Consider the following 23,697-nt stretch of genomic DNA (forward strand, 5'->3'; position numbering starts at 1 on the left):
CGCAATGAGCGGGTTTTTTAGCACATAAAACTTATTTCGCTTTACGTTCTTTTTCCACCAGGTAGTTTACCACTTGAGTTACTTTGGCATCTTCACCTTGGACTACATATTTACCATTCACAACCACTGCAGGAACACCGCTTAATTGATATTGCTGTGCCAGTTTCTTAGATTGCGCCACTTTTGAAGTAATCGCGAATGAATTAAACATGCTGTTGAATTTTACTTCAGGTACGCCATATTTCACAAAGAATTTTGCCTGTGATTTTTGGTCAAAAATCTGTTGCCCACCCGCATGAATCGCATGGAATAAAGGCAAGTGAGTTTGCTTACGAACGCCTAATGCTTCAGACACATAATAACCGCGTGCACCTTGTTCCCAAACTGGATTCATCGCAGCAGGTGTGCGCACAAAGTTGACATCTTTAGGAATTTTTCTGAGCCAGGTCTGCATATGCGGCTCTAGTTTAAAGCAGTGTGGGCAGCCGTACCAAAAGAACTCACGTACTTCAATTTTGCCAGGAACTTCAACTTTACCCGGGTTGGCAACCACGGTGTAATCTTTACCTGCGACAAAATTGGCAGCCATTGCCGTGCCTGAAAAGGCAAAAATAGCAGTAGCAACACTACCTAAAAGGAGTTTTTTCATTGAACTTATTGTCCTCTAAATCGTTATGATTAATTTATGCGATTACTATAAATCAATTATGCCGAATTCGTTTTCATTCTGTGAACTTTTTTACGGCTTTTATCGCTTTTTTGAGAATAAACGCTACACTAAGCCCCTATAACTTTTTTTAAATATAACGACTTGATTGAGGTGATACCGATGTCGCAATTGAATGTTGATCCACAAGAAATTGCCAAATTTGAAGCATTCGCAGCCATATGGTGGGATCAGCATTCTGAGTTCCGTCCACTGCATCAAATTAACCCTTTACGCTTAAATTGGATTGATGAACATTCAGGTGGCATTGCCGGCAAAAAAGTGCTCGATGTCGGCTGTGGTGGCGGTATTTTGTCTGAAAGCATGGCGCGTCGTGGTGCCAATGTTTTGGGCATCGATATGGGTGAAGCACCCTTAAATGTGGCGCGTATCCATGCAGAACAAGAAAATGTGACCAATATTGAATACCGCCAGGTTCCAGTAGAACAATTGGCAGAAGAACAAGCCGGACAATATGACGTAGTCACTTGCATGGAAATGCTTGAGCATGTGCCCGATCCAGCATCGATTATTCAAGCTTGCCAAAAGTTAGTCAAACCGGGTGGTCATGTGTTCTTCTCGACCATCAACCGTAATCCAAAATCTTATTTGTTTGCGATTATTGGTGCGGAATATGTGTTACGCATGCTAGCCAAAGGTACGCATGATTATCATAAATTCATCAAGCCGTCTGAACTTGCGCATGACATCCGTAATGCGGGTTTAAAATTGAAAGACATGACCGGTTTACATTTCAACCCGATTACCAAACGTTACTGGCTGGCACCGAATGTCGATGTGAACTACATGGTTTATACGGTAAAAGAAGGTTCGTAATGAAAGCTGTACTGTTTGACCTAGATGGCACCCTGATTGACACTGCTGCCGACTTTATTCGCATTATTCAAGACATGTGCCGTGATAAACAATGCGAGATCGTGGCGGCTGATTTGATTCGCACCCAGGTGTCTGAAGGCGCACGTGCCATGGTGAAACTGGTCTATCCAGAACTGGATGTTGAAGACCCGGTTTTTCTTGCCCATCGGCAACGCTTTTTAGATCTGTATGGGGAAGATATTGCGGTAGATACCGACCTGTTCGAAGGTATGTATCCCTTGCTGGAACAATTGGAAAGCCAGGATATTCCTTGGGGCATTGTCACCAATAAACCACGCTGGTTAAGCGAATCCTTGCTTAAGGCGCTGAACTTGTCTGAGCGCTGTGCGGTTCTGGTTTGCCCTGAAGATGTCAGCAAAACCAAACCTGATCCTGAACCGATGTATCTGGCAGCCAAGCACATTCAGCTTCAGCCTGAAGACTGTATCTATGTCGGTGACCATCCCCGCGATATTGATGCCGGTCGCAACGCCAATATGTATACCATCTTGGCAGGCTATGGTTATTTACCATTGCAACACAAAGATGACTTAACAGCATGGCACGCTGATTGTATAGTCAAGACAGTGGCCGAATTACATCAAGTGATTAATCAGCTGGTTTCATCTAAACAACATAACAATTCTCTGATTTCATAACGACATAACAATATATAAACGAGGAGGTAGGCAATGAAATATTCAGAATATCAACCTCGCCCCGATCTGTTAAAAGATCGCATTATCCTGATTACAGGTGCGGGCGATGGTATTGGTCGTGCAGCTGCAATTAGCTATGCCCTGCATGGGGCAACCGTCGTCCTGCATGGACGCACCTTAAACAAGCTTGAAGTCATTTATGATGAAATTGAAAGCCTAGGTGCTCCACAACCGGCTATTCTGCCTTTGCAACTCTCCAGCGCCTCTCCTCGAGACTATGAGTTACTGGTCGATACTTTAGAAACACAATTTGGTCGCTTAGATGGCATTTTGCACAATGCCGGTATTCTGGGTGAACGCACAGAACTGGCTCATTACCCGGTCGATGTCTGGGATGATGTGATGGCAGTGAATCTGCGTGCGCCATTTTTACTGACGCAAGAACTGCTACCGCTGCTACACAAATCAGAACATGCTTCTGTCGTTTTTGCCAGTTCGGGTGTAGGTCGCGAAGCACGTGAACGTTGGGGAGCATACTCGGTATCAAAAATTGCCATTGAAGCGGTGAACAAGATTTTTGCCAAAGAAAATGTCTATCCAAATGTGCGTTTTAACTGTATTAACCCGGGGGCAACACGTACCGCCATGCGTGCCAAAGCCTACCCAGATGAAGATCCGAAAACCTTAGCAACACCTGAAATGATTATGCCGGCTTACCTGTATTTAATGGGTGATGACAGCTTGCATATGAATGGTCAAAGCATTGATGCGCAGGATTAATCCTTCAAAAGATCAAAAAAGGGAGTCATGCTCCCTTTTTATTTTATTGCCGCTTCATTAAGGAAAAAACTTTCATATAATAAAAAAACCATAAATCGTATTTTTAAATCACTTTTACAATAATATTCGTTTTTCCAAATCATTCAAATAAACCTATGCTCACTCTTATTGAAAAACATCCGATATGAGGAACAGGTTATGGCTGATCAAAAACGTAAAATTGAAACGATTCGTTGTATTAAAAACTTACAGCTTTCAAATACATTGATTACAGGTCTGGATGATGCAAGACAAGCAGAAGCAATTGCAGAAGCTGTCAGTTCACTTCAAGACCTGGCGGAGCAATGGAACTAAAGCAATTTTATTGAACAGTCGCCATAGGGCTGGGCAAGCCTTTAGGCTGAACAATTTTTAATAAATAAAAGCGACATCAAAAATTTGATACAAAGTTTTCATCAGTGTCCTGTTTTTATAGTATTTAATATCGACATAAAATTTATGAAGATTTTTAAATCGTGAGATATTTCTGCATAATATCCTTATTATCTCTGCATTTTTTAAGAAATGAGTGATTTATCTTCACAGTTTCTCTGCAATTTTTTCGTACATTAGCATTATTGAAATTAATAAATTTTCTATGAGGGTTCAACATGAAAAAGATTTTGACAATTTTGGCAATCTCTTTCAGTGCATTGATGGCAAACAGTGTAACCACTGCTGCACCTCATGAGAAACACGATAACAATCGTGGGTGGGATCAACCCCGTTATCAGCAGTCGAATAATGGTCGAGATTTTCGTGGCCAGGATGATGACGATGATCGTATGCAAGATAAACGCCGTTTCCGTGAAGAACGCGGGGTAAAACGTTTACAGCAGCATAAATGGCAAACCGGTTATGTCATGCCGCAGCATTATCGGGGTAATGGCTATAAAGTCGATTACAAAAGTCATGACTTGCCAAAACCCTCTCGTAACCAGCAGTGGTACAAAATCAATAACGACTACATTTTAGTGGATACTGACAGTAATAATATTGTGCGTATTCAAGGTTTCTAAACTCGGTTCTAAATTCTCCAAGCTCAAACTCCGGTTTGAGCTTTTTTTATTTTGCATCCATCATTCATTTTAACAACAAGTCTTTAACTACAAGTTTTTCAACATTTTACAATCTTCTTTTTTTCTCCATGAATTTCACAATTCAACTATAAAGCTCTCATTTTTTATCTCTACTTTTTAGTTAATTTAGTTTCAACGAAATAACTGTTCTCTCTGAAAATTAGGTGAAAGATATGAAAAAAATTCTAACTACAATTGCGCTTTCTTTATCTGCATTGATGGCGACTTCAGCAATGGCAGCACCGGATCATCGTTATGATGATCATCAACGTTATAACCATGCACCATCAAAGCCTGTAAAACATGATGATCATCGTTGGGACAATAACAACCGTTATGACCACAACCGTTATGACAATAAACGTGTAAACCCGAATCGTGATTGGCGTGCAGGTCAAAACTTCCCGCGTGTATTTAGCTCATCTAGCTATAAAGTCAGCGATCGTGAAGCACGCCGTTTACCCAATACTGGCCGTTATCAACAATGGTACAAAGTCAACGGCGACTATGTATTGGTCAATGAACGTACCGACCGTATTGTCCGCATCATCAACTAAAACTGGTTTAAGTTTCCTCTTCCCTAAAAAACACCTGAATCCGATTCAGGTGTTTTTTTATTTTTAAGCTTCCCCTCAATCATTTTTTGATTAGAATCACAGAAGGAAATTTTTTAATTTTGAGATAGGCATGCAAACGAATTCATCTGAAACATCACAAAGCATAACTTTGCAATATGTGCATTGGTTTCGACATTCTGCGCCTTATATCAATGCTCACCGCAATAAAACCTTTGTGATTATGTTTGATGGTGAAGCGGTTCAACATGAAAATTTCCAGCATATTATTCATGACATTGCCCTACTGCATTCTTTAGGCATTCGTCTGATTCTGGTGCATGGTGCACGTTCGCAGATCAATCAGAACTTAAAAGCCAGTGGCATTGAAACGCCATTTCATAATCATCGTCGTATTACCACCCGTGAATCTTTAAGCTGCGTGATGAATGCCGTGGGTTCTATTCGCTTACAAATCGAAGCGCTGCTTTCGATGGGTCTGGCCAACTCACCGATGTACGGTGCACGTATTGATGTCATTTCAGGCAATTTTGTCACTGCAAAACCTTATGGCATTCGTGATGGTGTGGATTTCCAGCTCACCGGTGAATTACGCACCGTAGATACCGATGCCATTCAACGCCATCTTAAAAACCATAATATCGTATTGCTTGGCCCAACCGGTTATTCCAACACAGGTGAAGTGTTTAATCTGGTCGCGGAAGAAGTTGCCACCAATACCGCTATTTTGCTCAAAGCGGACAAGTTGATTTTCTTGGGTAAACAACAAGGCCTGGTGAATGAATTCGGGCAATTGCAACGTGAAATTCCGCCGCATCAGCTCGATCAGCACATTTTGCAATATCAGGACTCCAACCCAGATATTGCGCTGCAATTACGCGGTGCCAAAAATGCCTCACTGCAAGGCGTGCGTCGTGTACACCTGATTTCTTATACCTATGATGGCGCATTGCTCGAAGAACTATTCACCCGTGACGGTGCAGGCACCATGATGACCGATGCACATTATGAAGAAGTACGTACCGCGAATATTCAGGATGTCGGTGGCTTAATGAATTTACTGCGCCCGCTCGAGGCTGAAGGCATTCTAGTCTATCGCTCACGTGAACGATTAGAAAGTGAAATTGAGCAATTTTCGGTGATTGAACGCGATGGGATGATTTTAGCCTGTGCCGCGCTTTACCCGATTCCAACTTCAGCCCATGAAATTAAATCGGCGGAGATCGCTTGTGTCGCGGTAGATCCAACCTATCGTAAATCCAATCGTGGTAGCCAGATTTTGCATTATCTGGAAGACAAGGCAAAAAAAATGGGCATTCAACAACTGTTTGTACTGACCACACGTACCGCGCACTGGTTTGTCGAACATGGCTTTGAACCCGCGAGTGTCGATGATCTGCCGAATGCACGTCAGGCGCTGTATAACTACCAACGTAACTCATTGGTGTTCAAAAAGTCACTTTAAAAAAGTGGCTTTTTTTATGCTTGTTATATCTTTATTTTTTATATCTTTATCTAGACTTTTGCGAATTTTTTGACAATTTTCTTATGCAGTTTTTGCATAACCTTATAACAGCATGCTATTTAAAATTAAATTAAAATAATATCAATAACTTAAACCATTAAAACAGCCTATTTTATTTTTCTTATAAATCACATTTTTACCTAAGTTTTTCTTTTTTTTATTTATCTTTTTTCCTCATTAAGAATTCCTATTTTTTTATTTTTTTCGAAAAAGATAAAGCTTTAGCGTATGTGTTCAATATTCAACACTTCATTGTTGCGGAGCACACATTCATGAGCGCCATTCAAGCAAAATTCTGGGCGAAATCACTGGTCCTTTCTTCAGTAGTTGCTGGCGCAATGATGATGTCAGGTTGTGCTAAGAAAGAAGCTGAAACGGTCACTTTAAATATCGGTTTCCAAAAATATGGCTTGTTACCGATTATTAAAGAACGCGGTACTTTAGAAACAGCGTTGAAAGACCAAGGCGTCAATGTGAAATGGGTCGAATTCCCTGCAGGTCCACAATTGCTTGAAGGCTTAAATGTCGGCAGTGTTTCCTTGGGTGAAGCAGGTGAAGCGCCGCCTATTTTTGCTCAGGCGGCCAATTCGAATCTGGTTTATATCGCCAACCAACCGGAAGCGCCTAAAGCTGAAGCGTTAATTGTGCAAAAAGATTCAGCCATTCAAAGCATCCAGGATTTAAAAGATAAACGGATTGCCCTGAATAAAGGCTCAAACGTGCATTACTTATTACTTAAATTATTAGAAGCCAATAACCTGAAACTGGATGACATCCAAGTGGTGTATTTACCGCCTTCTGATGCACGTGCTGCTTTTGAAAAAGGCGCAGTGGATGCCTGGGTGATTTGGGATCCATTCTTTGCTGCTGCAGAAAAGCAGATTGGTGCCCGTGTCATTGCGACAGGTGAAAACCTGGTCAGCAATCATCAGTTCTATTTGGCAGACCGTAAATTTGCCGAACAACATCCCGATGTACTGAAGGCAGTCGTCAATGAATTAAACACGACTACACAGTGGGTATCACAGCATCAAGATGAAGCAACCAAACTTTTGGAAAAACCAACAGGACTCTCTAACGATATCCTGAAAACATCAATTTCCCGTATGGGCTTTGGCGTGCAACCGATTTCAAACGATGCGGTTAAAAAGCAGCAATATGTTGCCGACGCCTTCTATAACCAGAAACTTATTCCAAACAAAATCAATATTCAATCCGCAATTTTAGCGAAGTAATCACACAACAATAGAGGACTCGACTATGACTCAACATCAGCAAGATAACAAAGCAATTACCTGGTTCAAAACATCCAGTCATGGCATGAATACGATGCTGATTGCTTGCGCAATGTTGGGCTCGAGTGCTGCCTGGGCCGTGGATCCTTCAGTCAAACAGCTACGCGTGGGCTATCAAAAAGCCTCTGTCAATCTGGTGATTGCCAAACAACAAAAGCTGTTTGAACAGGAATTTCCAAACGCAAAAATTTCATGGAATGAATTTCCGGGCGGTCCGCAAATTTTAGAAGCACTTGCAGTCGGTTCGATTGATATCGGTGCAACGGGTGATACACCGCCTGTTTATGCTCAGGCCGGCAACAAGCCACTGCACTATTTTGCTTATGAAACTGCAAAACCTTTGGCTTCTGCCATTTTGGTACCAGGCACTTCCAGAATCACCCAACTCAGCCAGTTGAAAGGTAAACGCATTGGGGTTCACCGTGGTTCTAGTTCGCATTATTTATTGGTGCAAGCGGTACGCAAAGCCGGCTTGAAATGGACGGATATTCAGCCAATCTGGTTAAGCCCTGCCGATGCACGTGCCGCTTTCCAGAAAGGTGCCATTGATGCCTGGGCCATTTGGGATCCGTACTATGCGGCGGCCCAAATAGAAGATAAAGCCAAAGTGCTGGCTTCAGGTAAAGGCTTGAGCCCGAATTACACGTTTTATTTATCCTCTGACAATTTGGTCAAAACACACCCCAAAGCCCTTAAAGGCATTATTCAGCAAATTAACCTTGCCGATAAATGGGTACAAAGCAACAAGGCTGCAACGGCAAGCCTCTTTGCAAAAAGCACCGGATTAAAACCGAATGTCAGCCAGACTTTTATCCAGCGTCGTCCCAATCCATCAACTGCGGCTCCCCTCACTCAAAAAGTGATTGCAAGTCAGCAAGAGCTCGCAAACCGTTTTAGCGAACTCAAGATCATTCCGAAATCTATCCACATTCAGCAAGCCGTTTGGGCAGGCAAATAATCTAAGGATCAAAGCAATGAAAATTTTCTGGTTTATTCCTACGCATGGTGACAGTCGTTATTTAGGTACAAGTAAAGGCGCACGCCAAGTTGACCACGCCTACATGAAACAGATTGCCGTAGCGGTAGATAACTTAGGTTATGAAGGTGTACTGATTCCAACCGGTCGTTCATGTGAAGATCCGTGGATTACTGCCGCAAGCCTGATTGATGCCACCAAAAATTTAAAATTCCTGGTGGCTTTACGTCCAGGAGTAACGACTCCTGCACTGGCTGCGCGTATGGCTGCAACTTTTGACCGTTTATCCAATGGTCGTGTATTACTTAACCTGGTCACCGGTGGCGATGAACAAGAGCTGAAAGGTGATGGTGTGTATGAAGATCATGCGACACGTTACCAAACAGCAGCGGAATACACCAAAATTTGGCGTGAAATTTTAACCCGCTCGCATACAGGTGAAAGCTATAGCTTTAATGGTGAACGCTTACAAGTAGAAGATGCTAAACTGCTTTATCCACCAGTGCAAAAACCTTATCCCCCCCTTTGGTTTGGCGGTTCTTCTGATGCCGCAGTAGATTTAGCCACTGACCAAGTCGACACTTACCTGACTTGGGGCGAGCCACCAGCAGCAGTGAAAGAAAAAATTAAAAATGTCAAAGCCAAAGCTGCCGCTAAAGGTCGTAGTTTAAATTACGGTATTCGTTTACACGTGATTGTGCGTGAAACCAATCAACAGGCATGGGCTGCTGCTGAAGAACTGATTCAATATGTTGATGATGCCACCATTCAAGCAGCGCAAAAAAAATTCAAACAAATGGATTCAGTCGGTCAACGTCGCATGGCTGAACTGCATAATGGCGACCGCAGCAAACTTGAAGTATCTCCGAACCTTTGGGCAGGTGTCGGTCTGGTGCGTGGTGGTGCAGGTACAGCACTGGTCGGTGATCCACAAACAGTTGCAGACCGCATTCAGGAATATGCAGATTTGGGTATTGATACCTTTATTTTCTCGGGTTACCCACATCTTGAAGAATCCATTCGTTTTGCCGAACTGGTATTCCCACTGCTTCCATTAGAAGTCCGTCAAAAACTGGCACAACCAAATTTGACCGGCCCTTTTGGTGAAATCGTGGCAAATAACTATGTGCCCGATGAGGCGAAAAAAGCAGTGAAAACTCAGGAGCCGGCTTAATGAGTAAAAGCATTTCTGCTGAAAGCTTGGCCAAAACCAAGGTTTCACGTGGAACACAATTTGGGCAGCATCTGCTGCCCTGGTTGTTCCCGATCGCACTGATCACGATTTGGCAAATTGCATCCGGTAGCGGGCTTTTAGAAAGCCGTATTCTGCCTGCACCAAGTGCAGTGGTGACTGCATTCTGGAATCTGTTGATCAGTGGCGAGCTTTGGCAACATGTTCAGGTCAGTGCCGGACGTGCCCTGCTTGGTTTATTGGTCGGTGGAGGCCTAGGCTTATTACTCGGCTTGCTGAATGGTTCTTCTAAAATGGCATCCACCCTGCTGGATACCACCTTGCAAATGATCCGTAACATTCCAGCCTTGGCCTTAATTCCTTTGGTGATTTTATGGTTCGGAATTGATGAATCTGCCAAGCTATTTCTGGTCGCAGTCGGTGTGTTCTTCCCACTCTATATCAACACCTATCATGGGATCCGCTCGGTTGACCCCCAACTGATCGAGATGGGTAAAAGCTATGGTCTGACCCGCTGGCAGTTATACAAAGAAATTATTTTACTAGGTGCAATGCCTTCGATTCTGGTCGGTTTACGCTTTGCATTAGGTCTGGTTTGGGTGCTGCTGATTGTTGCAGAAACCATTTCCGCACAATCAGGCATTGGCTACATGACCATGAATGCACGTGAATTCTTACAAACCGATGTCGTGTTAGTGGGTATTTTGCTCTACGCCCTGCTTGGAAAATTGGCCGATGTATTGGCAGTAGGCTTGGAAAAATACTTGCTGCGTTGGCATGCCGGATATCAAAAATAAGGAATAATTCATGACTGATTTAAGTATAGGCCGACATGTAGCTGAGGATCCAACTGCACCAGCACAGCCAGCCACTGCAGATATCAATCCGGCAGCGGTGGTCGGTGCAGAAATTCTGATTGAGCAACTGCATAAATTCTATGGTGATGTTACGGTTCTAGAAGATTTAGACCTGCATATTCAACCCGGTGAATTCCTTGCCATTGTTGGTCGTAGTGGATGTGGTAAAAGTACCCTGCTTCGTCTGATTGCAGATTTAGAACAACCCAGCTATGGCGAAATCAAGTTTAAATCGGCACGCCATATTCGCGAAGGTATTACTAGCGATGACATTCGTGTCATGTTCCAGGACCCGCGACTTTTGCCGTGGCGTAGCATTGAACAAAATGTACAATTGGGTTTAGCCAAAGAACATCAAGGCAATGCCTCTGCCCTGTTAGAAAAAGTCGGATTGAAAGAGAAAGCTGGATTGTGGCCGTCACAACTTTCCGGCGGTCAACGTCAGCGTACTGCACTTGCACGTGCATTGTCACATAAACCTCGCATCTTGCTGTTAGATGAGCCCTTAGGTGCACTAGATGCTTTAACCCGTTTAGACATGCAGAGCCTGATTGAAAAACTCTGGCATGAGCAAGGCTTTACCGCCATTTTGGTGACCCATGATGTCAGTGAAGCAGTACAACTGGCCGATCGAATTATTTTGCTCGATAAAGGGCATATCGCTAAACAATTTAAAGTGGATTTGCCGCGACCACGTAAAAAAGATTACGCTTTTACCGAGTTAGAGCAACAAGTTCTCAATGCTGTATTGGCAACATGATTTTTTACATTTGAAATGAGCACATTCTGACAATCAGTTTGGGCTCATCTCCATGATCAGGCTGTCCAAACCTCATCTTATTCTTTAATTATTTTAATCACTCATTTATCAATCTAGTCTTTAACTTAAGTATTCAAAAAAAATATAAAAAATCAATCTTATTGAATTATTTAACGATCTTTATTCAGCTATTTTCTGCCCTATTTTAAAGCATCTTTTTACATTGATCGAAAACTTGGCAATTTAATAGCTGATCTAAAAAATAAATCGCCAATATTCATAAAATTAAAACTTTTGCCTGTGCACAAATCTGATGATTTGCCGTACAATTTAGGGTTCCACTTTTAATTGTTTTTAAATGGCCAATGGAACAAAAAAAGAGTACTCAAAAACGACATCAACTGCTAAATGCAGCACTGGATGTATTTTCCCTTTACGGTTTTAATGGGGCAAGCTTAGACGAGATTGCTCAAATTGCTGAAATGCACAAATCCAATATTTTCTATTATTATGAAAATAAGGAAGCATTGTACGTTGAAGTACTCACCACGGTATTACAAAAGTGGCTTGCTCCACTGCAAATGCTAGAAACAGAGCTTGAGCCTGAAGAAGCGATCACCAATTATTTATTGCAAAAAATTGAGGTTTCGCGTACCCAGCCGAAAGCATCCCGACTGTTTGCTTTGGAAGTGATTCAAGGTGCGCCGCATATTTTGCCAATTTTAAAAGGTCCGCTCAAGAAACTGGTGAAGCGTAAAGCCAAAGTCATTACCATGTGGCAAGATCAAGGTAAAATTGCCAAGGAAATTGATCCTGAGCTTTTAATTCTGAATATTTGGGCCATTACCCAAAACTATGCAGATTTTGCGACTCAAATGGAAATGGTTACCGGTAAAACCTTGCGTAACCGCAGTATGCAGCAGCGTATCATCCAACATACTGTCCATATGATGTTATACGGCGTTATTCCTCGCCCATAATTCTTAAATTATCTGCTACGATAATTTTGGCATACGACCATAGACAACTATGGTCGCCGAATTTCCAAATCCACTCTGCTTATTTGATCGTTTGATATAATTTTAATAATTTTTGCGCACCCAATAATAAATTGTCTTCCCAATCCAAATGTGCGGTGTCATCCGCGCCATCGGTAATATATTTCACTGAAATCAATCGCACGCCAAGCTTCTTGCAGACCTTCGCAATTGCGTAGCCTTCCATATCCACCAAATGACAGGGTACTTTCGGCGTACCTGTTTCAAAGCTGTCACCGGTTCCGCAAGTGCCTTTTTTCAGGTGCTGAAAATAAGACTCTAAATGAATTTCTGCAGGATGGTCATCATCCATAGGGGTAACACCGACTTTAAAACCTAGGGGTGAAACATCCATATCACGTTGCACAAAAGTCGTCACTTCAACCAAGGCATGCGCATCAAATTGAGAACTTCCCGCTGAGCCCAAATTCAGTAAGGTTTTACAACCAGTTTTCTGAATCACTTCAAAAGCTTTAAAGGCAGCATTGACTTTACCAATACCACTGTAATGCACTTCAATTCCCGCCTGTTCAAACAAACCTTTCGATTCATTGGGAAGTGCCATGATTAAAGCCAGATCCGACATTGCAATACCTTATTTATTTGCCAACTCACAACTACCCCCATTAGAAAAGAATTAGAGGAAGAGTGCAAATTTAAAAATCTGCCCTGAATCAATCTGTATTTTTGATGTTTCTACACCGCTATTTTTAGCCAGATATCCGATAATTTTTTTGGATGAAAACACAACAACAAGACGAACGCTCAAGATTATGGCAATATATAGCCCTGATAATTTTTCACTTATTGATTCGCCCATGAAGCTGCTCCGCCTGAATGCTTTAGCGCCAAATTTTCAATTGCCAAAAACTGCCACTACGATTGGTAATTTTGACGGTGTACATTTGGGCCATCAGGCAATGATTGCACAATTAAAACAACTCGCCGCAGCACAAAATTTAAAAACCTTGGTAATGATTTTTGAGCCACAACCGCTTGAATTTTTTAAGGGTTATGAAGCACCACCTAGAATCAGTTCATTGCGTGAAAAAGTCGAATACTTAACCGAACTGGGTGTCGACTATATTGCGATTGCAAAATTTGATAATCATTTCCGTAGCTTAGATGCTGAAAGCTTTGCCGATATTCTCAAACAGAAACTCAATGCGGAACATCTGGTTCTGGGCGACGATTTCCATTTCGGTAAAAACCGTCAAGGCAATAGTGAATTTTTGCGAGCCTACGGTTTTCAGGTCACCAACTTGCATACCATTGCATTGGAGGGACACCGTGTCAGCTCGACCCGGATTCGTCATACCTTGCAAGCGGGTGATTTAGCTTTGGCTGCCAAATTATTGGGTCGTCCGTATAGCATCACCGGCCGGGTACAATATGGTGATCAGATTGGACGTACCCTTAATTTCCCAACCATCAACATCCGTCTAAACCGTCATAGACCTTGTTTAAAGGGGATTTACGGCGTTGAGGTATTATGTGAAACCGGATCTTTAAAAGATAAAGTGAAAGCCGACAATCCTGAAAAACTGGGGATTGCAGGCTATGAACCGACTGCCCTGTTTGGTGCAGGACATGTGGGTACACGACCAGCCATCAAACAGGAACATCCAGAATGGCGATTAGAAGTACATTTTCCTGATGTTTCTGCTAATCTGTATGGCCTGTTAATGCGGGTGAAGTTCTTGAACTATTTACATGGTGAAAAGGACTACCCTTCGCTTAAAGCATTGAAAGCGGGAATTGATGACGATGTTGAGAAACTGCTTGAGTTTCGACAAAACACGCCCAATTTTCCCTTTTAAATCCCACATTTTTTATTGTAAAACGCGTCAGCCTAAGACTGATTAAATTGGAAGACAACTTGCATGAGCGATAAGCAAACTCCTGAAAATGCAGTGGATTATAAAGCCACGCTAAACCTCCCAGGTACTGAATTTGCAATGAAAGCAAATCTCGCAGTACGTGAAGCAAAATGGTTAGAAGAGTGGTATGCCGACAACATTTATCAGCAGATTCGCGCGTCGCGTATTGGCAAGAAAAAATATGTGCTTCACGATGGCCCTCCATACGCAAATGGTCAAATCCATTTAGGTCATGCGGTAAACAAAGTACTCAAAGACATCATCATCAAAAGCCGGATTATGGATGGCTTTGATGCACCATATGTTCCGGGTTGGGACTGTCATGGTTTGCCGATTGAACTTAAAGTTGAAGAAAAAGTCGGTAAAGTGGGCGTTAAAGTCGATGCGGCTACGTTCCGTAAACATTGCCGTGAATATGCCTACACCCAAGTCGAATTACAGAAAAAAGACTTTGTGCGTATGGGTGTGTTTGGTGATTGGGACAATCCTTACCTGACCATGAATTTTGCGCAAGAAGCCAATATCGTGCGTTCATTGGGTGAAATCCAAAAACAAGGTCATATCCAACCGGGTCTTAAACCAGTCAACTGGTGTTTGGACTGCGGTTCTGCATTGGCAGAAGCTGAAGTTGAATATGAAGATAAAAAATCTGATGCCATCGACGTGGGTTTCACTGTTGTTGATTTAGCAGATTTATCAGCACGTTTAGGTGTTGAGGTTAAAGACTCAACCGACATCGTGATCTGGACAACAACGCCTTGGACCATTCCTGCGAATCAGGCGGTTGCCCTACATGCTGATATTGAATATCAACTGGTTACAGCACGTGGCGATGAAAAAACAGCACAAAACTTTATCTTGGCGAAAGATTTGGTTGAATCTGCAACTGAACGCTATGGCTTCACCACCGTTGAAGTGCTTGCTGATTTTGCCGGTAGCAAACTTGAAAATCTGGTTCTACAACATCCTTTAATTACTGAACGTCAGGTTCCTGTGATTTTAGGCGAACACGTCATTGCGACCAGCGGTACCGGTGCAGTACATACCGCACCTGGCCATGGTGTAGACGATTATAAAGTGGGCTTACTGTACAACTTAAAAGTCGATAATCCTGTCGGTGGTAACGGTGTGTATTTACCGACTGCACCTGTTTTTGCAGGCGAGCACATATACAAAGCCAATCCAAAAATTATTGCTGCATTAAGTGAAGCCAACAAGCTTTGGGCACATGTGGTCATCAAACATAGCTATCCACATTGCTGGCGCCATAAAACCCCGATTATCTTCCGTGCCACCCCGCAGTGGTTCATCAGCATGGACGAAAAAGGTTTACGCCAAGGTGCTTTAAACGCGATTGAAAACGAGATCAGCTTCGTGCCGGATTGGGGTAAAAATCGTATTGAGGCGATGATCGAAGGTCGTCCGGACTGGTGTATCTCGCGTCAACGTACCTGGGGTGTACCAATCCCGTTCTTCGTACATAAAGACACCAACGAATTGCACCCACGTACGCCTGAACTGATCGAAGAAGTGGCAAAACTAATCGAACAGGAAGGTATTGATGGCTGGTATAACCGTGAAGCGAAAGACTTTATCGGTGCCGATGCTGAACACTACAACGCTGTTCGTGACACGTTAGATGTATGGTTTGACTCGGGTACAACGCACTATGCGGTACTTCGTCAACGTGAAGAACTAACTGATCCTGCTGATTTGTACCTTGAAGGTTCAGACCAGCACCGTGGCTGGTTCCAGTCTTCATTATTGACTTCGATTGCGATTAACAACCGCGCACCTTACAAAGGCTTGTTGACTCACGGCTTCGTGGTTGATGAAAAAGGCCGTAAGATGTCGAAGTCGATCGGTAACGTGATCACACCGCAAGACATCATTAAAGATATGGGTGCAGATGGTTTACGTTTCTGGATTGCATCTTCAGACTACCGTTATGAAATGACGGCCGGTAAAGAAATCTTTAGCCGTGCCTCTGATGGTTACCGTCGTATCCGTAATACCTTACGTTTCTTGTTGGCCAACCTGAATGGTTTCCAACCAGCGACTGATGCATTGCCAGTCGATCAGTTGATCGCGCTTGATCAATACATCTTGCAACGTGCAGCGGACGTACAAAAAACCATTCAGCAAGCCTATGAAGATATGAACTTCCATATCGTGGCAAGTTCGTTGACCAACTTCTGTATTAATGACTTGGGTGGTTTCTACCTCGACATCATCAAAGACCGTCAGTACACCACCAAAGCAGACTCTCAAGCACGTCATTCTGCACAAACTGCTTTGTATCATTTAGTACAAGCTTTTGTCCGCTGGATGGCACCGATCTTGACCTTTACCGCTCAAGAAGCTTGGCCGTTAATTCCGGGTCAAACTGAGAAATATGTATTTACCTCTGAATGGTATGACATTCCTGTTGCATCTACTGCGAACTTGATTTCTGAAGCAGATTGGCAAACCATGATTGCGGTTAAATCTGCAGTGAACAAGCAAATTGAAGCTGCACGTAATGCCAAACTGATTGGTTCAAACCTGTCTGCCAAAGTTGAACTTTGGGCAAATGCTGAATTGAAAGCAGTGCTTGATCAACTAAATGATGAACTTCGTTTCGTTCTGATCACATCAACTGTCATTGTAAATGCATTTGATGAAGCACAAGGTGAAGCAACAGATCTTGAAGGCTTACGCGTGAAAGTATCGGCTGCTGAGGGTGAAAAATGTGCCCGTTGCTGGCATGTGCTTCCTGATGTAAATACACATCACGAACATCCAGGCCTTTGTTCTCGTTGTATTATTAACCTTCCTACAGGTCAAGGCGAAGAGAGAAAATATGCCTAATCCGCAAACTAAAAAGGGCTTATTCCAGTTCTACCCACACAATCTGGTGTGGGTGGGTTTATCCATTGTCGCGATTATTCTGGATCAATGGACCAAATGGATTGCAGTGACAAATCTGAACTATGCAGATCCTGTTCCTGTACTGCCCTTTTTAAACTGGACATTGCTACATAACTATGGCGCAGCCTTTAGTTTCCTGTCCGATGCCGGTGGATGGCAACGTTATTTCTTTACTTCACTGGCAGGTTTAGTGTCTGTAATTTTTGTATTTTGGCTGATGCGTATGCCGAAAAAAATGGTGATTTTACCGATGGCGATTGCCCTGATTTTGGGTGGTGCAATTGGTAACTTAATTGACCGCGTTTCTTTAGGTTATGTGGTCGATTTTATTCACGTTTACTACAACAACAGCCACTTCCCTGCTTTTAATATTGCAGATAGTGCCATTACCGTGGGAACTATTCTGCTGCTGATCGATACGTTTTTTCTAGAAAAGCAACGTATTCAACGTGCGGAAGCGCAACACAATGACTGAAATTATTAATCCAAACGAAGAAATCCGTATTAATGATGGCTCGAAAGTAGAACTTCATTTTTCGGTCGCCATTGAAAATGGTGTGGAAATTGATAACACTCGTAGCCGTGAAGAACCGGTCAGTTTGGTGATGGGCGATGGCAGCTTATTACCCGGTTTTGAAAAAGCACTCTTTGGTTTACGTGCCGGTGACCGTCGTACCGTGAGTCTTCCTCCTGAAGATGCTTTCGGTCCCTGGAACCCTGAAAACGTACAAAAATTTGATACCGTTAAATTCGAACAAACACCGATTGTCGGTCATATGATTGAATTTGAAGATAAAGCCAAACAAAGCCTATTTGGTGTAGTGAAATCAGTCGGTGAAGATATTACCGAAATTGATTTCAATCACCCGCTTGCAGGCAAGGACATTACCTTTGAAGTGGAAATCTTTAAAGTGACCCCTGCCGGTCAGCAAGCTATTAAACTGATGTAAAAGATCATCTAACGCATGATTTTTTAAAAGCTCCTTCGGGAGCTTTTTTATGTTCTGGAGATACAAATCCCTAATATTCAGCCCTTAATAATCATATTAATTTAAACCTTGGCTAGCTTTATAAAAACACAGGTTCAATATGAAAATTCAAATTATTGTCGGTAGTGTTCGTGAAGGTCGTATTGCGATTAAAGTCGCGCGCTGGGTACAACGAAGTATCGAAAGAGCCAATTTCAGTACTGTTCAGGTTGAACTGGTCGATTTAAAAGAATGGAACCTGCCTATTTTTTCAGGTGCACATCCACCGATTACGGGTATTTATGACCAACTGAAACAACAACAATGGGCAGACAAAATTGCTTCGGGTGATGCCATTATTTTTATTAGTCCTGAATATAACCATGGCTACAGCCCTGCCCTCAAAAATGCTTTGGATTACTTAGGCAAAGAATGGCAAGGCAAACCCGCTGCCTATATTGGCTATGGCACAACCAATGGCTCACGCTCGATTGATCAAATCCGTCAAGTCGGAACCCAACTCGGTTTAGTCGATAGTAATGCCGTGATTGAAATTCGTGACATCTTCTCACGTAATAAAACTGAAGAATTTGAACCCAATGAATTTGATAACAAAAATCTCAGATCTGTTTTGGATAAACTGATTCAATACGTGAATTCCTGATATTTTTGAAGCAGCTGTGTAGGTTTAAGCTTACAACAGTTGCCGAATATCTCCACTTTTCACATATTATCCAAAGCGCTATATTTAAAGCATACAGAGACAGGAAGTCTCTTAAGCAAAAAACAATAATGATAAGCAATAAACAGCAGGATGCTGAGGGGTACGACAGGAGTTATACCTTTAAAATGAATATAAAGAAGCCTCGACAGGATGTCGGGGCTTTTTTTCAAAGTCATTTAATTATTCTGGTCATTTAATATCGTAATTTAAAGTGAACCCGCCACTTGTCGAAAAGCTCAATTAAACGACCAAAATTTACATCATGCTGAAATATCAAACTTTATAATCAAATTCAGCAAAAACAATTATCCATAACATCTGTATGAATGATTAGAATAGAGTTAAAGATCATTCTAAGCATCATAAGTAAAACAATAAAAATGCTTGAGAGAGAAATTATGCAATTAGAACATCATTTTCTGAATGATTACGCCAAAGTATTCATAGCTCACCCCGACAACAATGCATGTCATGATTTAGCCCAATATATTGAGAACAATCGTGAAGAGTTGATGCAACAGATCCATCAGCATGGCATCTTGATTTTTCGAGGATTTAATATCCAGCAAACCGATGAATTTCATCAACTTATTGAACAAAAATTCAAGTTACAGCCGTGGAATTCCTTCAATCCCAATATGCCGGGTTGGGTTGCATCATGGATGCGTAAATACAGTGAAAGCATTTTAGGTGCAGGGGATTATCGACGCTATATTGACCGTAATACCGTTCAATTAGGGCCAGTGGAGAACGCTGTACAAGGCCCGCATGTGGAAGGTGGTGTCCGTTCTGAACGCTCACGCTATATCGCTTTGTATTGTCAGGAACCCTCAACTTATTTGGCTGAAACTGGCTTTAATAATCTTGAGAAAATTTGGGAAAATTTTCCTGAATCGGTTAAACAAAAATACCAAGGCACCTGGAATCATTTTTCTTATGTCTCATCACGTAAAATTAATTTTATCGATCGGATCTTACTGAAAAAGAGTCCTTTTAGCGTGAGCATACTGCCTGACAAGAAAGCCAAACTGACCTTACAGCGTGCTCCTCTGGTGATTAAGCATCCTGTTACCCAAAAGCTGGCGCTACAACCTTGGGCATTTGCCAACAATACCAACCCATTCGCTTATCAGGCTGCACAAAATTGTTTTGAAAATCGTGGTGATATCCAAATCGATTCCACTGCTGATGGTATGCAGCTAACCTGGGAGATTTTCAATCAGCAGGGGCATAAAGTTGAATGGACGGATCAAGAGAAACAAGCCTTTTTTGATGCGATGTATCGTGATGCCCTGTTATTACAATGGCAGAAAGGCGATGTTGCCATTGTCGATAATATTAAAATTGCCCACTGGCGCATGAATGGCGAACAAGGCAACCGTAAGCTCATTCAAATTCAGGCCAATGTATTTAATGCTGATGATCATTATGCCGCGTAATTCAAGCAGATGATTTACGCAGATACATTTAAAAGCCCGACATTTCCATAAGGGCTTTGGGATGAAATTATTTCGCAGTCATTTTGAGTAATCTGGCGTTTTTACCATCTTCAATCACCCAAATTGCACCGTCTGGAGCTTCCAGCAAGCCACGAATGCGCTGTTTCATATTTAAGCGCTGAACTTCCTTCACTAACTTCATTTCAGTATCAACCACCACAATAGCTTCAGAAGACAAGCCACCGATCAGAGCCTTATTTTTCCATGCGGGAAATTGGTTGCCCTTATAAAACATCAGGCTAGATGGAGAAATCACAGGCGTCCAGCTGATCTCTGGAGCCTTAAATTCAGGGCGGGTATTATGGTCAGGAATATCTTTCCCGTCATAATGATCCCCATTTGAAACAATAGGATAGCCATAATTTTCAGCTTTTATGATGAGATTGAGCTCATCGCCCCCTTTAGGCCCCATTTCAGCCACCCAAAGCTGCCCTTTACTGTCAAATGCAATACCGAGAGGATTACGATGACCCAAAGTCCAGACCTGTTTGGCAACCTCGCCTCGGTTCATAAAGGGATTCCCTGAAGCAGGTGTACCATCATCATTTAAACGCAAGATTTTGCCTAAATTCGATTGCATATCTTGAGCAGGATCAAACTTCTGACGTTCTCCTGAGCTGATCCAGAGCTTGTCATCTGCGCCAAATAACAGCCGATGTCCATAATGTCCCTGACCTTGAACTTTAGGCACTTGTTGCCAAATCGTCCTTAAATTTTTAAGTTGGGGTTGTTGAGGATTGGATAAATCCAATTCACCACGCGCAACCACAGCGCCATAGCCACCCTGTCCTGCTGCTGCATAGCTGATATAGACTTGACGATTCTGTGCAAATTGCGGATGCAATGCAATATCTCCCAAGCCACCTTGTCCACCATAAGCCACTTTAGGAACACCTTTGACTTCGACTTTTTGTTTGGTTTGGGGATCAAATAATTGTAATTTGCCTTTTTTCTCAGTAATCAGTAAACGGCCATCTTTTAAAGAAGCAATCGCCCACGGCTCATTAAACTGTGCAATCGTACTGAGTTGATAACCTTGTTGTATTTTTGAGGAAGACTGCTGTTTTTGTTTTGACTGCTCCTGTGGAATGTCATTTTGTGCATGACAAGCCGTTAAACCATAAAAAGTTAAACTTAAACATATAATGGCAGCTGGGTGAATTTGGTTCATACTTTATGCTTCTTTAATGAACATCATGACCAATTTAGCATTACCAGACAAACCACTACATATAAAAAACCAAGTAATGGTAAAAGGATATGACATTTCACTTGAAGAATTGATCAAACCCAATCAGGTTTTCTGTGGCTTACTGAATACAGGCTTGATCACGTTGATTTTTTGCTTGGTAGAGTTGCTGATCTGCTATTTTCATTAAGCAATCGACACTTTTATAGCAATGTATAGCATCCATAATGGCCACGCCTACACTAATTGTAATATAGTCTTTTCCATCTTCCCGATTGATATGTTCAAGTTGTTGTTCACGTATAACCCAACACAATTTTTCTGCAAATTTTTTAGCCTGTTCCCTATTCAAATCAGATAACAAAATTGCAAATTCTTCTCCACCATAGCGTGCTAAAAAACCGGATGCTGGCAAAATTGAATCTATCGTCTTGACCAAAGTCTTTAAAATTTCGTCACCTTTAAGATGACCATAATGATCGTTATATTTTTTAAAGTAGTCGACATCAACCATATAAAATCCCAATGATGATCCGGCTTGAATCGCCTGCTCAAAGCGTTGTTGTATCTCTATATTTAATGCATAACGGTTATAAGCACTGGTTAAGGCATCGGTACGAACTTGATGTGCCAATTGCTCATTTAGTTGCGTTATGGCCTGCGTACGCTCCTGGACTTTTTTATCGAGGGTTTTGTTCCACTGTAACAGTTTCTTATTCAACAATTTAGTTTTATAGCTCTGCACCGCATAATCACGACTAAGCTGTAAAGTGACCACCATAAAATACACACACGAACTATAAAAAGCGATTTCAAGTGAATCGATCAGCTTTAGCCCCAATAAATAGTCATGTATAAAGGTAAGACACACTAAAACAATGGCAAAGGCATTGGCCTTGGAATAGGGAATTTGATCCCGATAGATCCGGTAAACCGCATATAAAAGATTGGCAAAAATTAGGAATGAAATTGCAAAACTTTGAAAAAATAAGCTTTGAAAAATCAGAGGCTGTTGAGTCAGAGTCACGACTATATTAATACCGATCATCACACAGGTGATCTGTAATAAGAAACGGTGAATCAGCTGATGAGGCAATAGAAAAATATAGAGCAGAAAGAATAGGCAAACCAATTCAGTCAGTAGATATTCAAGTCGTGTTCCCCAAAGCCAAGAAATATTGGTAAATAAGGTATAAATAAAAGGAACAGCAAAGAAACTACGCAGACTCAGACATAAAATAAAGAGTCCCAAGAACAGCCAAATATGACTAGACTGCTTGTGGCCAATACGATATAGCGCAAACAACACCATAAAACAGCCAATCATTAGCAATACACCACTCACAAGAGTGAGGGGAATTACTTGGCGATAAAATTTGTGCAGGATCGGTTTATTGAAACCCATATAAATACTGTTTTCTAGACCACCCCGAATATGCTGAAAACTTGAGACCTGAAGGGTAATTACTACATCGGTTTTATTTGGAAAATAATGACACCAATTTAGGTGCCATTTCTGTTTGATGATGTCCCTCTACACCTACTTGCCCAACTTTTGTGAGTAAACGATCATCTACAAAAATTGATAGGCACCATACTGATATGGGATATACAAATAGATTTGTTGCCCTACCGCAGACTCAGGTAATTTAAAATGTTGCTGAAAGGTCGCTAAACCATCTTTCTGCCCTGAAATACTGAAAAATGATGCAGGTAATTGAACTGTTTTAATAATTTTAGATGGAGAAATCTGAGACGCTTCAGATCCAATGATCAGTTGATTAGGATAATAATTCCATACACCATCAAGTCGTGCATTATGTTGTCTATCAAAATTCAAAGACGTTGAAGCATAGACCGCTGTACTTAGCAATAACAGCCATAAAGAGAAAATAGCACTGAGAACAAAGCGGAACATGCGGAAAAAATAAGGAGGAATTAAGTGGAAAAGTATAACATTTAACCTTCAAACAATAAGCTTATTTGATCCGACTAAAATTTAATCTTTGATTCGAAAGATAATTTAATCAAAATATAAGAATTTACTCTAAATTTTTCTATTTATTCCCCACATAAAAAAACACCCCCTTCAATAGAAGGGGGTGTTTTTAGGAATAATGAGCTGGCGATGACTTACTCTCACATGGGTAACCCCACACTACCATCAGCGC

25 protein-coding genes are annotated in these 23,697 nt (G+C 41.8%); 19 read left to right on the plus strand and 6 right to left on the minus strand.

The window, feature by feature from the left end; translation table 11 throughout:
- Nucleotides 1–31 precede the first annotated feature (31 nt).
- Nucleotides 32–649, minus strand: coding sequence for a thiol:disulfide interchange protein DsbA/DsbL (locus tag HLH18_RS01800; RefSeq protein WP_171545573.1), 618 nt, complete (start codon nt 647–649; stop codon nt 32–34).
- Between the two features lie 180 nt (nt 650–829).
- Here HLH18_RS01800 and ubiG point away from each other — a divergent pair, with 180 nt between their 5' ends.
- From ubiG to HLH18_RS01865, 13 genes are all read left to right on the plus strand, one after another.
- The gene (gene ubiG / locus HLH18_RS01805; protein ID WP_171545574.1) at nt 830–1,543 is read left to right on the plus strand and encodes a bifunctional 2-polyprenyl-6-hydroxyphenol methylase/3-demethylubiquinol 3-O-methyltransferase UbiG; all 714 of its coding nucleotides are present in this window, start codon (nt 830–832) and stop codon (nt 1,541–1,543) included.
- On the plus strand, nt 1,543–2,241 hold the full coding sequence (locus HLH18_RS01810) for an HAD family hydrolase (RefSeq protein WP_171545575.1): 699 nt from the start codon (nt 1,543–1,545) through the stop codon (nt 2,239–2,241). The genes ubiG and HLH18_RS01810 overlap by 1 nt, the downstream gene beginning before the upstream one ends.
- Nucleotides 2,242–2,274: 33 nt before the next feature.
- Entirely contained in the window at nt 2,275–3,021 is a 747-nt protein-coding gene (locus tag HLH18_RS01815) for a YciK family oxidoreductase (protein WP_171529716.1), read from the plus strand.
- Nucleotides 3,022–3,219: 198 nt separating this feature from the next.
- A complete protein-coding gene (locus HLH18_RS01820) occupies nt 3,220–3,375 on the plus strand; it encodes a hypothetical protein (RefSeq protein ID WP_171545576.1) in 156 nt (51 codons plus the stop codon).
- A 296-nt stretch (nt 3,376–3,671) separates the two neighbouring features.
- Nucleotides 3,672–4,079: an RcnB family protein gene (locus HLH18_RS01825; RefSeq protein WP_171545577.1), complete on the plus strand. Its 408-nt coding sequence runs from the start codon at nt 3,672–3,674 to the stop codon at nt 4,077–4,079.
- 233 nt (nt 4,080–4,312) lie between these two features.
- Nucleotides 4,313–4,696: an RcnB family protein gene (locus tag HLH18_RS01830; RefSeq protein WP_171545578.1), complete on the plus strand. Its 384-nt coding sequence runs from the start codon at nt 4,313–4,315 to the stop codon at nt 4,694–4,696.
- Between the two features lie 130 nt (nt 4,697–4,826).
- The gene (argA, locus tag HLH18_RS01835) at nt 4,827–6,179 is read left to right on the plus strand and encodes an amino-acid N-acetyltransferase (RefSeq protein WP_171545579.1); all 1,353 of its coding nucleotides are present in this window, start codon (nt 4,827–4,829) and stop codon (nt 6,177–6,179) included.
- A gap of 332 nt (nt 6,180–6,511) precedes the next feature.
- Nucleotides 6,512–7,474 (plus strand): sulfonate ABC transporter substrate-binding protein, encoded by a 963-nt coding sequence (locus HLH18_RS01840; RefSeq protein WP_171545580.1) that lies wholly within the window; start codon nt 6,512–6,514, stop codon nt 7,472–7,474.
- Between the two features lie 85 nt (nt 7,475–7,559).
- Nucleotides 7,560–8,492, plus strand: coding sequence for an aliphatic sulfonate ABC transporter substrate-binding protein (locus tag HLH18_RS01845; protein ID WP_250852353.1), 933 nt, complete (start codon nt 7,560–7,562; stop codon nt 8,490–8,492).
- Nucleotides 8,493–8,508: 16 nt separating this feature from the next.
- Nucleotides 8,509–9,684 (plus strand): FMNH2-dependent alkanesulfonate monooxygenase, encoded by a 1,176-nt coding sequence (gene ssuD, locus HLH18_RS01850; protein WP_171545582.1) that lies wholly within the window; start codon nt 8,509–8,511, stop codon nt 9,682–9,684.
- Nucleotides 9,684–10,499, plus strand: coding sequence for an aliphatic sulfonate ABC transporter permease SsuC (ssuC, locus tag HLH18_RS01855; protein ID WP_171545583.1), 816 nt, complete (start codon nt 9,684–9,686; stop codon nt 10,497–10,499). Before ssuD ends, ssuC begins: the two co-directional genes overlap by 1 nt.
- 10 nt (nt 10,500–10,509) lie before the next feature.
- Nucleotides 10,510–11,319, plus strand: a complete 810-nt coding sequence (locus HLH18_RS01860) for an ABC transporter ATP-binding protein (protein ID WP_171545584.1) — start codon at nt 10,510–10,512, stop codon at nt 11,317–11,319.
- A 365-nt stretch (nt 11,320–11,684) separates the two neighbouring features.
- On the plus strand, nt 11,685–12,299 hold the full coding sequence (locus HLH18_RS01865; RefSeq protein WP_131288502.1) for a TetR/AcrR family transcriptional regulator: 615 nt from the start codon (nt 11,685–11,687) through the stop codon (nt 12,297–12,299).
- A 79-nt stretch (nt 12,300–12,378) separates the two neighbouring features.
- Here the strand turns inward: HLH18_RS01865 and HLH18_RS01870 are convergent, their stop codons facing one another.
- Both HLH18_RS01870 and HLH18_RS01875 read right to left on the minus strand, forming a co-directional pair.
- On the minus strand, nt 12,379–12,942 hold the full coding sequence (locus HLH18_RS01870) for a 5'-methylthioadenosine/S-adenosylhomocysteine nucleosidase (RefSeq protein ID WP_171545585.1): 564 nt from the start codon (nt 12,940–12,942) through the stop codon (nt 12,379–12,381).
- A 51-nt stretch (nt 12,943–12,993) separates the two neighbouring features.
- Nucleotides 12,994–13,176 (minus strand): hypothetical protein, encoded by a 183-nt coding sequence (locus HLH18_RS01875; RefSeq protein ID WP_171545586.1) that lies wholly within the window; start codon nt 13,174–13,176, stop codon nt 12,994–12,996.
- Here HLH18_RS01875 and ribF point away from each other — a divergent pair.
- From ribF to HLH18_RS01905, 6 genes are all read left to right on the plus strand, one after another.
- Nucleotides 13,175–14,176, plus strand: a complete 1,002-nt coding sequence (gene ribF / locus HLH18_RS01880) for a riboflavin biosynthesis protein RibF (RefSeq protein WP_171545587.1) — start codon at nt 13,175–13,177, stop codon at nt 14,174–14,176. The two genes, HLH18_RS01875 and ribF, sit on opposite strands and share 2 nt — an antisense overlap.
- Before the next feature lie 63 nt (nt 14,177–14,239).
- Nucleotides 14,240–17,086 (plus strand): isoleucine--tRNA ligase, encoded by a 2,847-nt coding sequence (ileS, locus tag HLH18_RS01885; protein ID WP_171545588.1) that lies wholly within the window; start codon nt 14,240–14,242, stop codon nt 17,084–17,086.
- Nucleotides 17,079–17,621 carry a signal peptidase II gene (gene lspA / locus HLH18_RS01890; RefSeq protein WP_171529753.1) on the plus strand — a complete coding sequence of 181 codons (543 nt, stop codon included), beginning with the start codon at nt 17,079–17,081 and terminating at the stop codon, nt 17,619–17,621. Before ileS ends, lspA begins: the two co-directional genes overlap by 8 nt.
- Complete coding sequence (locus HLH18_RS01895) at nt 17,614–18,096, plus strand: FKBP-type peptidyl-prolyl cis-trans isomerase (RefSeq protein WP_131288513.1); 483 nt, start codon at nt 17,614–17,616, stop codon at nt 18,094–18,096. The genes lspA and HLH18_RS01895 overlap by 8 nt, the downstream gene beginning before the upstream one ends.
- A gap of 139 nt (nt 18,097–18,235) precedes the next feature.
- On the plus strand, nt 18,236–18,778 hold the full coding sequence (locus HLH18_RS01900; protein WP_171545589.1) for an NADPH-dependent FMN reductase: 543 nt from the start codon (nt 18,236–18,238) through the stop codon (nt 18,776–18,778).
- 458 nt (nt 18,779–19,236) lie between these two features.
- A complete protein-coding gene (locus tag HLH18_RS01905) occupies nt 19,237–20,277 on the plus strand; it encodes a TauD/TfdA dioxygenase family protein (protein ID WP_171545590.1) in 1,041 nt (346 codons plus the stop codon).
- A 67-nt stretch (nt 20,278–20,344) separates the two neighbouring features.
- Here the strand turns inward: HLH18_RS01905 and HLH18_RS01910 are convergent, their stop codons facing one another.
- The 3 genes from HLH18_RS01910 to HLH18_RS01920 all read right to left on the minus strand — a co-directional run bounded on the left by HLH18_RS01910 (nt 20,345) and on the right by HLH18_RS01920 (nt 23,444).
- Nucleotides 20,345–21,508: a PQQ-dependent sugar dehydrogenase gene (locus HLH18_RS01910; RefSeq protein ID WP_171545591.1), complete on the minus strand. Its 1,164-nt coding sequence runs from the start codon at nt 21,506–21,508 to the stop codon at nt 20,345–20,347.
- Between the two features lie 139 nt (nt 21,509–21,647).
- Nucleotides 21,648–22,853 carry a GGDEF domain-containing protein gene (locus HLH18_RS01915; RefSeq protein ID WP_171545592.1) on the minus strand — a complete coding sequence of 402 codons (1,206 nt, stop codon included), beginning with the start codon at nt 22,851–22,853 and terminating at the stop codon, nt 21,648–21,650.
- Between the two features lie 246 nt (nt 22,854–23,099).
- On the minus strand, nt 23,100–23,444 hold the full coding sequence (locus tag HLH18_RS01920) for a hypothetical protein (protein WP_171545593.1): 345 nt from the start codon (nt 23,442–23,444) through the stop codon (nt 23,100–23,102).
- Nucleotides 23,445–23,697 lie beyond the last annotated feature (253 nt).

Source organism: Acinetobacter sp. ANC 5414, assembly GCF_013004295.1.
Classification (GTDB): Bacteria; Pseudomonadota; Gammaproteobacteria; order Pseudomonadales; family Moraxellaceae; genus Acinetobacter.

Excerpts from the sequence above, each read along its gene's own strand:
- HLH18_RS01800 (WP_171545573.1), bottom strand. The coding sequence starts at position 649 with ATGAAAAAACTCCTTTTAGGTAGTGTTGCTACTGCTATTTTTGCCTTT.
- ubiG (WP_171545574.1), top strand. The coding sequence starts at position 830 with ATGTCGCAATTGAATGTTGATCCACAAGAAATTGCCAAATTTGAAGCA.
- HLH18_RS01810 (WP_171545575.1), top strand. The coding sequence starts at position 1,543 with ATGAAAGCTGTACTGTTTGACCTAGATGGCACCCTGATTGACACTGCT.
- HLH18_RS01815 (WP_171529716.1), top strand. The coding sequence starts at position 2,275 with ATGAAATATTCAGAATATCAACCTCGCCCCGATCTGTTAAAAGATCGC.
- HLH18_RS01820 (WP_171545576.1), top strand. The coding sequence starts at position 3,220 with ATGGCTGATCAAAAACGTAAAATTGAAACGATTCGTTGTATTAAAAAC.
- HLH18_RS01825 (WP_171545577.1), top strand. The coding sequence starts at position 3,672 with ATGAAAAAGATTTTGACAATTTTGGCAATCTCTTTCAGTGCATTGATG.
- HLH18_RS01830 (WP_171545578.1), top strand. The coding sequence starts at position 4,313 with ATGAAAAAAATTCTAACTACAATTGCGCTTTCTTTATCTGCATTGATG.
- argA (WP_171545579.1), top strand. The coding sequence starts at position 4,827 with ATGCAAACGAATTCATCTGAAACATCACAAAGCATAACTTTGCAATAT.
- HLH18_RS01840 (WP_171545580.1), top strand. The coding sequence starts at position 6,512 with ATGAGCGCCATTCAAGCAAAATTCTGGGCGAAATCACTGGTCCTTTCT.
- HLH18_RS01845 (WP_250852353.1), top strand. The coding sequence starts at position 7,560 with ATGAATACGATGCTGATTGCTTGCGCAATGTTGGGCTCGAGTGCTGCC.
- ssuD (WP_171545582.1), top strand. The coding sequence starts at position 8,509 with ATGAAAATTTTCTGGTTTATTCCTACGCATGGTGACAGTCGTTATTTA.
- ssuC (WP_171545583.1), top strand. The coding sequence starts at position 9,684 with ATGAGTAAAAGCATTTCTGCTGAAAGCTTGGCCAAAACCAAGGTTTCA.
- HLH18_RS01860 (WP_171545584.1), top strand. The coding sequence starts at position 10,510 with ATGACTGATTTAAGTATAGGCCGACATGTAGCTGAGGATCCAACTGCA.
- HLH18_RS01865 (WP_131288502.1), top strand. The coding sequence starts at position 11,685 with ATGGAACAAAAAAAGAGTACTCAAAAACGACATCAACTGCTAAATGCA.
- HLH18_RS01870 (WP_171545585.1), bottom strand. The coding sequence starts at position 12,942 with ATGTCGGATCTGGCTTTAATCATGGCACTTCCCAATGAATCGAAAGGT.
- ribF (WP_171545587.1), top strand. The coding sequence starts at position 13,175 with ATGAAGCTGCTCCGCCTGAATGCTTTAGCGCCAAATTTTCAATTGCCA.
- HLH18_RS01875 (WP_171545586.1), bottom strand. The coding sequence starts at position 13,176 with ATGGGCGAATCAATAAGTGAAAAATTATCAGGGCTATATATTGCCATA.
- ileS (WP_171545588.1), top strand. The coding sequence starts at position 14,240 with ATGAGCGATAAGCAAACTCCTGAAAATGCAGTGGATTATAAAGCCACG.
- lspA (WP_171529753.1), top strand. The coding sequence starts at position 17,079 with ATGCCTAATCCGCAAACTAAAAAGGGCTTATTCCAGTTCTACCCACAC.
- HLH18_RS01895 (WP_131288513.1), top strand. The coding sequence starts at position 17,614 with ATGACTGAAATTATTAATCCAAACGAAGAAATCCGTATTAATGATGGC.
- HLH18_RS01900 (WP_171545589.1), top strand. The coding sequence starts at position 18,236 with ATGAAAATTCAAATTATTGTCGGTAGTGTTCGTGAAGGTCGTATTGCG.
- HLH18_RS01905 (WP_171545590.1), top strand. The coding sequence starts at position 19,237 with ATGCAATTAGAACATCATTTTCTGAATGATTACGCCAAAGTATTCATA.
- HLH18_RS01910 (WP_171545591.1), bottom strand. The coding sequence starts at position 21,508 with ATGAACCAAATTCACCCAGCTGCCATTATATGTTTAAGTTTAACTTTT.
- HLH18_RS01915 (WP_171545592.1), bottom strand. The coding sequence starts at position 22,853 with ATGATTGGCTGTTTTATGGTGTTGTTTGCGCTATATCGTATTGGCCAC.
- HLH18_RS01920 (WP_171545593.1), bottom strand. The coding sequence starts at position 23,444 with ATGTTCCGCTTTGTTCTCAGTGCTATTTTCTCTTTATGGCTGTTATTG.